Origin of the sequence: Bradyrhizobium sp. JR4.3 (assembly GCF_040547695.1) — a bacterium.
Taxonomy (GTDB): domain Bacteria; phylum Pseudomonadota; class Alphaproteobacteria; order Rhizobiales; family Xanthobacteraceae; genus Bradyrhizobium; species Bradyrhizobium canariense.
This window is the reverse complement of the sequence record NZ_JBEPQF010000003.1, coordinates 62,324-75,180: the sequence shown is the minus strand read 5'-3', so window position 1 is coordinate 75,180 and position 12,857 is coordinate 62,324. Positions and strand designations below refer to the sequence as shown.

The window sequence follows — 12,857 nt, the reverse complement described above, 5'->3', positions numbered from 1 at the left end:
GACGGATTCGTCGATACGCCAAGCTGGTTGAGATCATGTTACCGTCAGATGATTTCGTGATGGCCGAGCACGAAAAAGCCGCTGGCAATTACGCCAGCGGCCAAATCCGGGTTCGAAAACGGATGCGGGTTGAAATGTCGCCAGCCCCGGTGGGTCCACGTTCTACCGGCAAATCCTGGATAACTCTGTTAAAAACGAAACACAGGAACCGGCCTATCTCCACTTGCCGCCCGACCGTGGTGGCGCGGCCACGCTAGTCCGAAACGCAAAAATGTTTGCGCGGCAGCCTACGGTAGGCGCTGTAGCGGTAATGCGGCCGGTACGCGTAGCCGCGATAGAGTGCCGGCGGCTCCTGGCCGTAATAGGCGCCGTGATCAAAATTGATGACCGGCCCTTCCGCGCAGCGATAGGTGTCCCAGGTCGGGCCGATGAACGGTGCCACCCCAACCTCGGGCGGAACCGCCGGATAGGGTGGTCCGCCAGCGCGCGCCGCAACGGTTACGACCGGGGCCGCGAGAAGGACAAACCACGCGCTCCGCATGCGTTCGCTCCGAGCCGATGCCATGCGCGCATGGAAGCACCGGACCGGCCGACGCCGCAATCGCGGAATTGATCGCGCACCCCTCGCCCGGTGCATTGTTGATAACCGGCGCAAACCCGGCGCGGGTGGTGACAGGACCTCCGGACGTGTTATCGGGAGATGACGCAGTTGCGAGACGGATCGGACACCCATGCGCATTACCCTCGTCGGCTCCCGCCATTTCGGCGTGACCACCCTGAACATGCTCCGGGAGCACGGTGTCTCGATCGTGCGGGTCGTGGTGGCCGACGCCGAGGATCGTCTCGCCGCGACAGCGAAGGCGGCAGGCATCGGGGTCGTGGTCCAGGCCAACCCCAAACTGGTGGTGGCCTCCGAGATCGCCCCCGACACCGATCTGATCGTCACCGCGCACAGCCACGCCCGGATCGGCAAGGACGCGCTCGAGGCCGCGAAGCTGGGCGGGATCGGCTATCATCCCTCGCTGCTGCCGCGTCACCGCGGCAAGGCGGCCGTGGAATGGACCATCAAGGAAGGCGATCCGATCGCCGGCGGCACGATCTATCACCTCGCCGACCGCATGGACGCCGGCGCCATCGCGGCCCAGGAGTGGTGCTTCGTCAAGAAGGGCGAGACGGCGCGGGAGCTATGGGAGCGCGCGCTGGCCCCGCTCGGGCTCAAATTGCTGGCCGACGTGATCGATTACGCCAAGGTCCACAAGGCGCTGCCGTCCAAGACTCAGGACGAGCAGTTCGCGACCTCGGCGCCAAGTCTTTCCTAAAGCCCTTTCCTAAGCCCCTTTCCTGAGTCGCTGTCCTGACGTTTACCCTTAACGTGAGGGCTCGTTGATTCTGCTTCGAAAATTGCAGCCGGAAACCCAAATAAACCATTGTTCCCACAGGAACAATTTTCGATTTGGCACCGCACCAAATTTCCGTCACATTTGGCCCGAATAAGGGTCAGCATATCAGACAAATTCAAGGACGGATTTTATGCGTTTTGCTCGCATTGCGGCGTTCTGTGCCGCTTCAGTTTTCACCCTCGCCGCGCCCGCTTTCGCCCAGACTCCCTATGACGGCAACTGGCAGGTCACCATCGTGACTAAGAGCGGTTCCTGCGAGCCGACTGCAAGCTCCTTGCTGACGGTTGCCGACGGCAAGATCACCGCGCCGGGCGCTAACGTTTCCGGCACCATCGGCAGCGGGGGACTTGTGAAAGTTTCGATCAATGGTGCATATGCCAACGGTCAACTCAGCGGCAACGCCGGATCGGGGAAGTGGAATGGAGCATCTGCAGGCATACCGTGCAGCGGGCGGTGGGAAGCATCGCGCCAATAGAAAAATCGTGACGAACGGTCTGGGCCGGCGGTTGCTGATCGCGGCCGCCGTTATGTTTGCGGCCGGAATTGCCAACTCCGAGAGCAAGGCCCAGTCCGGCCCGTTCGCCCCGCTGGCCGGCAGCTGGAGCGGCTCAGGCACGGTCACTCTGGATGACGGCTCGACCGAGCGGATCCGCTGCCGGGCCAAATACGCTCCGATCGGACCGACCATGGAGTTGTCGCTGACCTGCGCCAGCGACGCCTACAAGTTCAACCTCGGCGCCAACGTCAGGGCTGAAGGCAGCGCCATCGCGGGCAGCTGGTCCGAGGCCAGCCGCAATATCAGCGGCTCCCTTTCCGGCCGCGGCGCCGGCGGAAACTATGAGCTGCTCGCCTCCACCGCCGGCTTCAACGCCAACATCTCGCTCAAGACATCCGGCAACAAGCAGAACGTCACGATGCGCGCCGACAGCCAGTTCCGCGGCGCCAACATCTCGCTCTCGCGCTAAGCCGATACGAGTAGATTGACAATCGACCCGGCGATCTCGCCGGGTCGATTTTTTATGTGCCCGGCACGAACGCCGTGACCTCGATCTCGACCTTGGCCCGGTCGTCCACGAGACCGCCGATGTAGAGCAAGGTCGAGGGCGGGAAATTGCGGCCCAGCGTTTCCTTCCAGGCCGCGCCGATGCCGGCCCCGGCGGCCTCATATTCGCTGCGGCTGGTCAGGTACCAGGTCAGACGAACGATATGCTCGGGGCCGGCGCCGGCCTCACCCAGGAGCTTGATGATCCGCTTCAGCGCGGTCCCGACCTGCGCTGCCATGTCAGGCGCGTAATTGCCGGTCTCGTCGCCGCCGGTCTGCCCGGCTAGCACCACCCAGCGGCCCGGCCCCTCGACCACGACACCGTGGGAAAAGCCGCGCGGTTTTTTCCACTCGGCCGGCTGCAAGATGTGCATGAGCGAAGATCTCCCGATTGTTCTCGTTGTTCACTGATGCCTTAGCACGCCGCCATGCATCGCTGCACCGGCAGATTTGGCCGTTGCAAACGGCGACGATGTCGCCGATACCGGCCCTCCCTCAGGACCCCTCGCCTCCTACACCCGCGCCGATGAACACGACACCGTCCAAAACGATGGCTGCCCTGTGGATGGCGGGCTGGCTGTCGCTGATGCTGGTCATGGCCGTCGCCGGGCGCGAGACCACGCGCGAGCTGAACGTCTTCGAGATTATGGAAGTGCGCTCGCTGATCGGGTTCACGCTTCTGCTGCCGATCATCTACCGGGCCGGTGGCTTCAAGGCGGTCGCGACCAAGCGCCTGCCCCAGCACCTCGCGCGCAACGGGGTCCATTATTTCGCACAGCTCGGCTGGTTCTACGCACTGACGCTGATCGGGATCGGCCAGGTCGTCGCGATCGAATTCACCATGCCGATCTGGACGGCGCTGCTGGCCGCGACATTCCTGTCCGAGCGCATGACCGTCTGGAAAATCGCGGCGATCGTGCTCGGCATCGTCGGCGTGGTCATGATCGTGCGGCCCGCCACCGGCGAGATCAATCCGGGCCAGCTGATCGCACTGGGAGCCGCGATCGGCTTCAGCATTTCCATGATATTGGCGAAATCGCTGACCCGGACCGAAAGCGCATTATCGATCCTGTTCTGGATGATCGTCGTGCAGATGGTCGTGGGCCTGCTTCCGACGCTCTATGTCTGGACCTGGCCGTCAACCTCCCTGTGGGGTTGGCTGTTCGTCATCGGGGTCTGCGGCACATTCTCGCACTATTGCCTCGCCAGCGCGCTCCGGTACGCGGATGCGACCATTGTGGTGCCGATGGACTTTCTGCGGGTTCCACTCACGGCGACCGTCGGTTGGCTGCTCTATTCCGAGCGGCTCGATGCCTGGACCGTGCTCGGCGCGGCGCTGATCCTCTGCGGCAATCTCCTGAATTTGAAGCCGGCTTCGCCGGTTCCTGTCCGCGCGCGCTGAACCTCCCGACGCCTCGTGCGACAAAACCAAGTGGCCGTGTGATTTGGATCACGTTGGAGGGGCTTTCCATCGTGCACATTCTGCCACACAGCAGCGGGTTGAACGCGACGAACTGCCGTTTGGTGGTGCCAAGTCTTGGTGGTGCCAAGTCTTGGTGGTGCCAAGTCTTGGTGGCGCCAAGTCGGGCAATTCGTGTAAGTTCGTTGCCAATTTGTTGCTGCCTGCAATTCGATTCTGTTGGGGATTCCAGATGCGCACTCTCACCCTCCTCGCGTCGCTGATGTGCATGGCACTGTCGGTCAGTGCCGCGAAGGCCGACCGCCGTGTGGCTTTCGTCGTCGGCAATGGCACCTACAAGAACGTCGCACAATTGCCGAACCCGCCGATCGACGCCAAGGCGATGGCGGCAACGCTGCGCAATGTCGGCTTCGAGGTGATCGAAGGTTCGAACCTCTCGCGCGATCAGATGACGGAGAAGCTGCTGGACTTCGGCCGCAAGGCGCAGGGCTCCGATGTCGCAGTGTTCTATTATGCCGGTCACGGCATCGCGGTCGGCGGCTCCAACTATCTTCTGCCTGTCGATGCCGACATCAAGTCGGAGATGGACGTCAAGCTCGGTGCTGCCATCAACATCGATCTGACGCTCGAGCAGACCATGGGCGACGCCAAGGTCAAGCTGGTCTTCCTTGACGCCTGCCGCGACAATCCGTTCGCCGCCAAGATCAAGTCGAACTCCGCGACCCGCAGCGTCAACGTGCAGAGCGGTCTTGCCGAGATGAAGTCCGGCGAAGGCACGCTGATCGCGTTCGCCACCGGCCCGGGCCAGACCGCGCTCGACGGCCAGGAGGGCAACAACAGCCCGTTCACCCGTGCGCTGATCGACAACATCACCAAGCCCGGTGTCGAGATCCAGCAGGCGATGACGTCGGTCCGCGCCCAGGTCAACGAGGAGACCCACAAGGGTCAGCTGCCCTGGGGCCACACCAATTTGACCGGCGCGGTCTATCTCAACCAGGCTCCGACGACCCAGGTCGCCAATGCCGCACCGACGGCTGCTGGCAGCGCGCCAATGGCGACCGGCGGCAGCTCGGACGGCATCGAGCTCGAATACTGGCGCTCGGTGAAGGAGAGCAACAAGCCGGAAGAGCTCAACGCCTACCTCTCCGCCTACCCCAACGGTCAGTTCAAGGCGCTGGCGCTGGCACGCCTCGCGGCCATCAAGAGCGGCCCCTCGACCGCGACGCGTACCCTCACCGCTGGCGTCGATCCCGCGACCTTCACCGATGAGGCCACCCAGCTTACCGAGGACCAGATCGGCCTCGACAAGAACCTGCGCCGCGACGTTCAGCGTCGCCTCGGCGGGCTCGGCTTCGACAACAAACAGACAGGCGTGTTCAGCGAGGAGACCCGGTCGGTGCTCAAGCGGTGGCAGGCGGCGCGCGGCTATCCCGCGTCGGGTTACCTGAACAAACTCCAGCACAAGGCTCTGCTTTCGGAGGTTGTGGCCGGCCCGCCGACCGCGAGCGACAACAGCCAGAAGGCAGCCCGCCGGGCCGCCGCCCCCGCGGCCAGCAGCGCGCCCGCACCGGCTCCCCATCGCAGCAGCGGCGGCGATCCTGCCGGAGCAGCCTTCGTCGGCGGTGTCGTCGGCGGCATGATGGGCGGCATGTTCCGCCGCTGAGGCGACGCCAATCGCAGATACAAAAGCCCGGCTCGCGCCGGGCTTTTTCGTTGCGAATAGCCAAACCTTTGGCGTCTACTTCCCCGCGGCCTTTCGCAGGGCCTCGTTGATGCGGTCCTGCCAGCCGGGACCGCCGGCCTGGAAATGCTCCAGCACGTCCTGGTCGATGCGCAGCGTGACCTGCTCCTTGACCCCCGGCGCCACGTTCTGTTTTGGCGGTGCTGCGGCGACCTTTGCCGTCACTTTCTTGAACGCCGCCTCGGCCTCCGTCCTGGCGTCGCCCAACGTCCGCGGCCGCCTCGGTGGTTGATCCGCCATGTCCTAGATTCCTTCAAACAGAGCCGTCGAAAGATACCGCTCGGAGAAGGACGGCACTATAGCCAGGATGGTTTTTCCCGCGGCTTCCGGCCGCTTGCCGATCTCGAGGGCCGCGGCGATCGCGGCGCCCGAAGAGATGCCGCCCGGAATGCCCTCATGCCGCGCCAGCGCCCGCGCGGTTTCGATCGCCGTCGTCGAGTTGATCTTGACGATCTCGTCAATCACCGAGCGATCGAGGATGTCAGGGACGAAGCCCGCACCGATGCCCTGGATCTTGTGCGGCGTATGCTGGCCGCCCGACAGCACCGGGCTCTCCTCCGGCTCGACCGCGACCACGCGCAGCGAGGGCTTGCGCGGCTTCAGCACCTGGCCGACGCCGGTGATGGTGCCGCCGGTGCCGACGCCGGCGACGAAGAAGTCGATGTTGCCGCCGGTGTCGTTCCAGATCTCCTCCGCGGTGGTGCGGCGGTGCACCTCGGGATTGGCGAGATTCTTGAACTGCTGCGGCATCACCGAATTCGGCGTCGTCTTCAACAGCTCTTCGGCGGTCGCAATCGCGCCCTTCATGCCTTGCGCGGCGGGTGTCAGCACCAGTTCCGCGCCCAGAAAGGCCAGCATCTTGCGGCGTTCGATCGACATCGACTCCGGCATGACCAGCTTGAGCCTATAACCGCGCGACGCCGCGACAAAGGCCAGCGCGATGCCGGTGTTGCCGGAGGTCGGTTCGATCAGCACGGTGTCCGGCTTGACGATGCCGGCCTTCTCCATCGCGATGATCATGGCCGCGCCGATGCGATCCTTCACGCTTGCGGCGGGATTGAAATATTCAAGCTTTGCCAAAATAGTCGCGTTCACGCCGTGCATGCCCGGCAACCGGCGCAAGCGCACGATCGGCGTGTCGCCAAAAGCATCGACGATCGAGTCATAGATCCGGCCGCGGCCGGGTTGGTGCGCTGCACCCGTGGTGGACGATGCGTCCATGATGAACTCCCTGTGGCGATGATTTATGCTTCTGTTGCAGCTCTTGCGAAGTTAGAGACAGCCTGCGGCGACACGCAAGCGACATTGCGGCACATGTTAAATACGCTGCATCGCAAAATCACGTGAGCAGTAATTATCAGAAAACCAACGCATTTGTGTTGCGACCTCGTCAACTGATTCTGCTTATGTTAGACTTAGGTCTCAAAGCAGAGAGGTCACCACGATGTCAGCAGTCGCTGAAGTGTTGTCGACCGTCGCATCGAACCGCGCTCCGCGGTGCAGTGAGTTGCCCACCTGTCCCGTCTGCGCCGACTCCATGGTCGCCGCCGAAGGTTCTGCGTATGTGTCGGAACACCTGATCAGCTATCTCTGGACCTGCGACAATTGCGGCTACGGCTTCGTGACCAAGCACGCCGTCAAGCAGCGCATTCTCTGCAACTGACGTTTCCTCTGCACTGACCCTTGCAATTGACCTAGCGCGGGGCGATGTCGCCCCTCGCCCAGTCCTCGCGCGTATGCCGATAGAACTCCTCGAACGTGCCCTGTGCGACCGCGTCCCTGATGCCCTGCATCAGGAACTGGTAGTAAGCGATATTGATCTCGGACAGCAGCATCGCGCCCAGCGTCTCGCCCGCCTTGACGAGATGATGCAAATAGGCGCGCGCGTAGCTGCGCGCCGACGGCCAGGAGCTCTCTACGTCGAGCGGACGGGGATCGTCGGCGTGGCGCGCGTTGCGCAAATTCACCTGGCCGAAGCGTGTGAAGGCAACGCCATGCCGCCCATTGCGCGTCGGCATCACGCAATCGAACATGTCGATGCCGCGCTTGACTGCCTCGAGGATGTCGTCCGGCGTGCCGACGCCCATCAGATAGCGCGGCCGCTCTTTCGGCAGCAGCGGCGCCGTCTCGTCGATCATCGCCAGCATCACGGCCTGCGGCTCGCCCACGGCGAGGCCGCCAATCGCATAACCATGGAAACCGATCTCGACGAGGCCTTGCGCGCTGGCATGGCGAAGCTGGGGGATGTCGCCGCCCTGCACGATGCCGAACAGCATGTAGCCGTCGGGCGCGCTCTCGAAGGCGCGCTTGCTTCGCTCGGCCCAGCGCAGCGACAATTGCATCGCGCGGTCGATGTCGGCGCGCTCGGCCGGCAGTCGCACGCATTCGTCCATCTGCATGGCGATGTCGGAGCCGAGCAAACGCTGCACCTCGATCGAGCGCTCCGGCGACAGCTCGACCTTGGCGCCGTCGATATGCGAACGGAAGGTCACGGCCTGCTCGCTGACCTTGCGCAGATCCGCCAGCGACATCACCTGGAAGCCGCCGGAATCCGTCAGCATCGGCCCGTTCCAGCCGGTGAATGTCTGCAGGCCGCCAAGTGCCGCGATCCGCTCGGCGCCGGGACGCAGCATCAAATGATAGGTGTTGCCGAGCACGATGTCGGCACCGGCCTCGCGCACCTCGCGCCAGTGCATGCCCTTCATCGCGCCGGCGGTACCGACCGGCATGAAGGCGGGCGTGCGCACCACGCCGTGCGGCGTGGTCAGGCGCCCGGTGCGCGCGCCGCCATCGGTGGCGAGCAGTTCGAAATGATTGGGCAGACCGGTGTCAGGACGATTCATGACGGTGCTTATTGCGTGTCGGAGCAGGCCGATCAACCCGCTCAGGCGATGCTTCGGCCGGCTTATGCATCAGACTGGGACAATGGACACCAATATCGGGGACACGGGATTGTGCACCGGCGGCGCTTGTTAAACAAAACGATACAGTGTAGTTTTACCTTGGGGGTTGGACGAGATGCCGCGGCGATGTTGCCGGCGGCGGTAGATGCGTGATCGCCAGCCACCGACAATGCCATTCCTTTCAAGTTCGACTGAGCCGTCCGCCCGTTCGCATGGCGGGACAAGGCAGACCGGCGCCCGCCTGTTCGGATTGCTGGTCCTGACGTGCAGCCTGGCGCTCGGCGCCTGCACCTCCCTGCCCCGCACGCCCTATACGGCCACCGAAGCCAGCACGTCGCGCGTGCTCGATATCGACGGCCTCCGGCGCTACGCCGACGAACCCATCACGAAATTCAGCTTCGAGAAGGACACCAGCACCGCGACCAAGTCCTACCTGGCGCTGTCAGGCGGCGGTGCCGATGGCGCCTATGGTGTCGGCGTGCTGAACGGCTGGACCGCGGCCAGAACCCGTCCCACCTTCTCGGTCGTCTCGGGCGTGAGCACCGGCGGCCTGATCGCCCCCTTTGCGTTTCTCGGCTCGCGATATGACGACACGCTGAGGGAGGTCTACACCAGCGGTGTCGCCGAGAGCCTGTTGAGCGATCCCAGCATCATGCGCGTGCTGTTCGGATCCGGCCTGTTCGGCAACACGCGGCTGCGCGAGCTCGTCGCCCGCTATGTCGGCCCCGAGATCATGGCGCAGGTCGCACGTGAAAACGCCAGGGGCCGAAGGCTGCTGGTGGTGACCACCGATCTCGACACCCAGCGGACCGCGATCTGGGACATGGGCAAGATCGCCGCGGTCGGCACGCCCGAGGCGCTCAAGCTGTTTCGCGACGTGATGGCGGCCTCCGCCAGCATCCCGCTGGTGTTTCCGCCGATCATGATCGACGCCGAAGGCGAGGGCCGCAGGTTTCAGGAGATGCATGTCGACGGCGGCGTGACCGCCCCGGTGCTGACACTGCCGGAAGCCCTGCTTTTCCAGGGCAGTCGCCTACCCGGCCCTGCGAAACTGGACATCTACATCCTCGTCAACAAGAAGATCGAACGCAATTTCGAGCTCGTCTCCAACAGCACCATCGACGTCGCCTCACGCAGCCTGTCGTCGATCACCCAGTCGCAGACACGTTCGATCATCTTCTCGACCTATGATTTTGCCAGGCGCAACCGCCTGGGCTTCCATCTCTCCTACATCGCGCGCGACTATCCGGCGGCTCCCTCGGAAGGGTTCGACACCGCCTATATGCGGGCGCTGTATCAGTACGGATATGAGAAGGCGGCGTCTGGCCAAGCCTGGACTTCGACGCTTCCGTGAGCGCTCGCCGAGGAACGGGGCCGTGCCGGGACGGTTGACGATGAGGCCCATTCGGCCAGATTAGCCATGACGCACCCGTTGCTGCGCGTTATAGAGCAATCACGGATGTCACGACCGCGCAGGAATCATTGGGCATGGGATTGACTGCGACCAGGACAAGACCGGCAGCTCAGCGGCGCGAGGTGCCGAAATCGCGCGGCGGCCGGCCGACGAAAAGCGCCGCGATCGAGCGCGATCAGCGGCTGATCGAAGTCGCCACCCGCCTGTTCCTGGATCGCGGCTTTGACGCGACCTCGCTCGATGCAGTCGCTGAAGCCGCGCGAGTGAGCAAGCCCACCGTCTATGCCCGTTACGGCGACAAGCGCGGCCTGTTCGCCGCCGTGCTACGGCGCGAGATCGCGCGATGGCTTGCACCGCTATCCGCGGCCGCCGAGACCCAGCTCGGGAGCCCCTCGGACATCTCGGTCGAGCAGCGGCTGGTCGAGATCGGGCGCGAGATGCTGACATTCACCTGCGGTCCCGATGCCGTCGCCTTCAGCCGCATGATGACGTCGCAGGCCATCAACTTCCCCGAGATCGCCAAGCTCGGCAAGGAGGAAGGCTGGCTCAAGGCCGTCGCCACCACGGCACGCTTCTTCGACCATCTGGTGGCGCAAGGCGCACTCAACATGGAAGACACCACGATCGCAGCCGAGGTGTTTCTCGACGTCGTCGTGGGACACACCCACCGCATGGCGACCTTCGGAACGACCCTCGAGCTGAAAGACGCCGAAAAGCGTATGCGGGTTGCAATCAAGCTGTTCCTGGCCGGAGCGCTTGGCCCCCCGGACCGCCTCCAGGACGCCGTCAAGACCACGCGGCGGCGGCGCCCATCCCGCTGACAATTCCGTGAGATTGCGATCTTTCCAGTGAATCCTGCGCCCGCGCCGTTGACCAAAACAAAACGATACGGTATGGTTTAGTTATAGGGCGATGCGGATCGCTTTTTCACCAGCCCCAAGAGGTCCGCACCGCCTCGATCGCCGCGGCGGTACAGCCCGTCACGACGCTCAGCGGCCGACCGATGCCCAAGGTCGGCCGCAAATTCTTTACGATCATCCGGCACACTCGCTGGCCGAGGGTTTCGAGCATGACGACAGCCAAACGACGTATCTCGGGATTGCTCGCAATCGCCCTGTCCGCACTCCTCCTCGCGGCGCCGGCGCGAGCGATCGTGAGCACGGGCACGCCGACCGCCCTTCACAGCGACACAGATGGTGACGCTGAGGCCGACCGCCAAGCGGTCAGTCGCGAGATCGAGCGCTTCCGCAGCTCGTCGATCTCGATCAACCAGGCCATGGCGATTGCGGAAGCCCGCCACGCCGGTGCCACCACGGCGGATGTGAGTTTCGACGGAGCCTCCGGCGTGCCGGTCTACCGGGTCAAGACCCTGCACAACGACCGGATCTGGCGCCACACCATCAATGCCGCGACCGGCGAGCTCGTCGGCGGCGAAGCCGCCCTCCCGCTCGCCGAGCTCGATCTCGACGACCGCAGCAACCTCGCAGCGCTCGGTGCCATCAAGCATCGGCTTGCGGATGCCGTGCACGTCGCCGAGCGCGCGGCCTCCGGCAAGGCGATCAGCGGCGGGCTGGTGCGCGAACGCGGCCGGCTGAATTTCGCGATCGTCGTCATCAGTGGCGACAACCTCAAGGAGGTCATCCTCGAACCGCCGGGCGCCCGGACCAAATAGCGGCAGCCCCATTCCGCCGAAAAGCCATTGACGGGCGCAAAACTCTCCCGCATAAGCTCCCGCCATGTTCACGACCACCAAACGCGCGACTAAAACCACCACGGCCTTCGGGGCCCGGGGAGGCGTGCGCGTGTAGTCGTCGACTAGAACGCAATCCACTCTACCGAAGCCCCGCCCTTGTTGGTCCGGGGCTTTTTTGTTGTCTGAATTCTCAAATCAATGGAGGACACAGTGAGTAACGATCCCGTCGTCGCGATTGTCGGCGTCACCGGTGCGGTGGGCGCCGAATTCATCGCCACCATGGACAAGCGCGGCTTTCGCGTCGGCAAGCTCAAGGCGCTCGCCAGCGCCCGCTCAGCCGGCAAGACGGTGTCGTTCCGTGGGCAAGACGTCGTCATCGAGGAGCTGACCGAACGCGCCTTCGAAGGCGTCGAAATCGCCCTGTTCTCCGCCGGCGGCAGCATTTCGAAGAGGTATGCCCCGATCGCGGTCAAGGCGGGCGCCGTCGTCGTCGACAACTCCTCCGCCTTCCGGATGGACCCGAACGTGCCGCTGGTGATCCCCGAAATCAACGCGAACCGCATCCGGGACCACAAGGGCATCATCGCCAACCCGAACTGTGCCGCCATCACGGCGCTGGTGCCGCTATGGCCGATCCACCAGACCAACCGCATCAGGCGCGTGATCATCTCGACCTACCAGGCCGCCTCCGGCGCCGGCGCCGCCGCCATGGACGAGCTGGTCGAGTCCACCCGCGCCAACCTCAACGGCCAGGTCTATACGCCGAAAGTGATGCCGCATCCCTACGCCTTCAACCTCTTCAACCACAACACGGCGATCGACCCCGACACCGGCTACAACGACGAAGAGACCAAGGTCATCAACGAAACCCGCAAGATCTTCGAGGACGACAAGATCGCGATCGGCGTCACCTGCGTCCGTGTGCCGGTGCTGCGGGCTCATTGCGAAGCCATCACCTTCGAATGCGAGAAGCCGATCAGCGAGGATCAGGTCCGTGCCATCATGGCGCGAGCGCCCGGCGTCAAGGTCGTCGACGACCGTCCCAAGAACTACTTCCCGATGCCGATCGACGCCACGGGCCAGGACGACGTCCTGGTCGGCCGCATCCGCAAGGACCTCAGCGACCCCTCCGGGCATTCGATCTCGATGTTCGTGGCAGCGGACCAGCTGCTCAAGGGCGCTGCGCTCAATGCAGTGCAGATCGCGGAGCTCTTGCCGCAGCGGGTGATGGCGTAACGGGAGGT

General features: G+C 64.1%; 15 protein-coding genes. 10 read left to right on the top strand and 5 right to left on the bottom strand.

Translation table 11 applies throughout. From position 1 onward, the window contains the following. Positions 1-253: 253 nt before the first annotated feature. Positions 254-541, bottom strand: a complete 288-nt coding sequence (locus ABIB91_RS06255) for a hypothetical protein (protein ID WP_354160872.1) — start codon at positions 539-541, stop codon at positions 254-256. A gap of 190 nt (positions 542-731) precedes the next feature. On the opposite strand from ABIB91_RS06255, the gene ABIB91_RS06250 reads away from it, so the two are divergent. The 3 genes from ABIB91_RS06250 to ABIB91_RS06240 all read left to right on the top strand — a co-directional run bounded on the left by ABIB91_RS06250 (position 732) and on the right by ABIB91_RS06240 (position 2,365). After that, positions 732-1,319: a formyltransferase family protein gene (locus ABIB91_RS06250; RefSeq protein WP_007590762.1), complete on the top strand. Its 588-nt coding sequence runs from the start codon at positions 732-734 to the stop codon at positions 1,317-1,319. 211 nt (positions 1,320-1,530) lie between these two features. Further along, entirely contained in the window at positions 1,531-1,875 is a 345-nt protein-coding gene (locus tag ABIB91_RS06245) for a hypothetical protein (RefSeq protein WP_007590760.1), read from the top strand. Further along, positions 1,820-2,365 (top strand): hypothetical protein, encoded by a 546-nt coding sequence (locus ABIB91_RS06240; protein WP_007590758.1) that lies wholly within the window; start codon positions 1,820-1,822, stop codon positions 2,363-2,365. The genes ABIB91_RS06245 and ABIB91_RS06240 overlap by 56 nt, the downstream gene beginning before the upstream one ends. Before the next feature lie 52 nt (positions 2,366-2,417). On the opposite strand, the gene ABIB91_RS06235 is transcribed toward ABIB91_RS06240, so the two are convergent. After that, entirely contained in the window at positions 2,418-2,816 is a 399-nt protein-coding gene (locus tag ABIB91_RS06235; RefSeq protein ID WP_247392007.1) for a RidA family protein, read from the bottom strand. A gap of 152 nt (positions 2,817-2,968) precedes the next feature. Between ABIB91_RS06235 and ABIB91_RS06230 the strand changes: the two genes are divergently transcribed. Then, positions 2,969-3,844: a DMT family transporter gene (locus ABIB91_RS06230; RefSeq protein ID WP_354160875.1), complete on the top strand. Its 876-nt coding sequence runs from the start codon at positions 2,969-2,971 to the stop codon at positions 3,842-3,844. Positions 3,845-4,094: 250 nt separating this feature from the next. After that, complete coding sequence (locus tag ABIB91_RS06225) at positions 4,095-5,525, top strand: caspase family protein (RefSeq protein WP_007590751.1); 1,431 nt, start codon at positions 4,095-4,097, stop codon at positions 5,523-5,525. A gap of 75 nt (positions 5,526-5,600) precedes the next feature. On the opposite strand, the gene ABIB91_RS06220 is transcribed toward ABIB91_RS06225, so the two are convergent. Both ABIB91_RS06220 and cysK read right to left on the bottom strand, forming a co-directional pair. Next, positions 5,601-5,843, bottom strand: a complete 243-nt coding sequence (locus ABIB91_RS06220; protein WP_027518078.1) for a BrnA antitoxin family protein — start codon at positions 5,841-5,843, stop codon at positions 5,601-5,603. A 3-nt stretch (positions 5,844-5,846) separates the two neighbouring features. Then, positions 5,847-6,824: a cysteine synthase A gene (gene cysK / locus ABIB91_RS06215; protein WP_354160878.1), complete on the bottom strand. Its 978-nt coding sequence runs from the start codon at positions 6,822-6,824 to the stop codon at positions 5,847-5,849. A 223-nt stretch (positions 6,825-7,047) separates the two neighbouring features. On the opposite strand from cysK, the gene ABIB91_RS06210 reads away from it, so the two are divergent. After that, entirely contained in the window at positions 7,048-7,266 is a 219-nt protein-coding gene (locus ABIB91_RS06210) for a hypothetical protein (protein WP_007590746.1), read from the top strand. A 31-nt stretch (positions 7,267-7,297) separates the two neighbouring features. Here ABIB91_RS06210 and tgt read toward each other — a convergent pair whose 3' ends face one another. Then, on the bottom strand, positions 7,298-8,446 hold the full coding sequence (tgt, locus tag ABIB91_RS06205; RefSeq protein ID WP_354160880.1) for a tRNA guanosine(34) transglycosylase Tgt: 1,149 nt from the start codon (positions 8,444-8,446) through the stop codon (positions 7,298-7,300). A 229-nt stretch (positions 8,447-8,675) separates the two neighbouring features. Here tgt and ABIB91_RS06200 point away from each other — a divergent pair, with 229 nt between their 5' ends. The 4 genes from ABIB91_RS06200 (at position 8,676) to ABIB91_RS06185 (ending at position 12,849) form a co-directional block, all read left to right on the top strand. Beyond that, positions 8,676-9,860, top strand: a complete 1,185-nt coding sequence (locus tag ABIB91_RS06200; protein WP_354160882.1) for a patatin-like phospholipase family protein — start codon at positions 8,676-8,678, stop codon at positions 9,858-9,860. A 134-nt stretch (positions 9,861-9,994) separates the two neighbouring features. After that, positions 9,995-10,741, top strand: a complete 747-nt coding sequence (locus ABIB91_RS06195) for a TetR/AcrR family transcriptional regulator (protein ID WP_354160884.1) — start codon at positions 9,995-9,997, stop codon at positions 10,739-10,741. Positions 10,742-10,989: 248 nt separating this feature from the next. Then, the gene (locus tag ABIB91_RS06190; protein WP_063996249.1) at positions 10,990-11,592 is read left to right on the top strand and encodes a PepSY domain-containing protein; all 603 of its coding nucleotides are present in this window, start codon (positions 10,990-10,992) and stop codon (positions 11,590-11,592) included. 219 nt (positions 11,593-11,811) lie between these two features. After that, complete coding sequence (locus ABIB91_RS06185) at positions 11,812-12,849, top strand: aspartate-semialdehyde dehydrogenase (RefSeq protein ID WP_354160886.1); 1,038 nt, start codon at positions 11,812-11,814, stop codon at positions 12,847-12,849. The last annotated feature ends 8 nt before the right edge of the window (positions 12,850-12,857 follow it).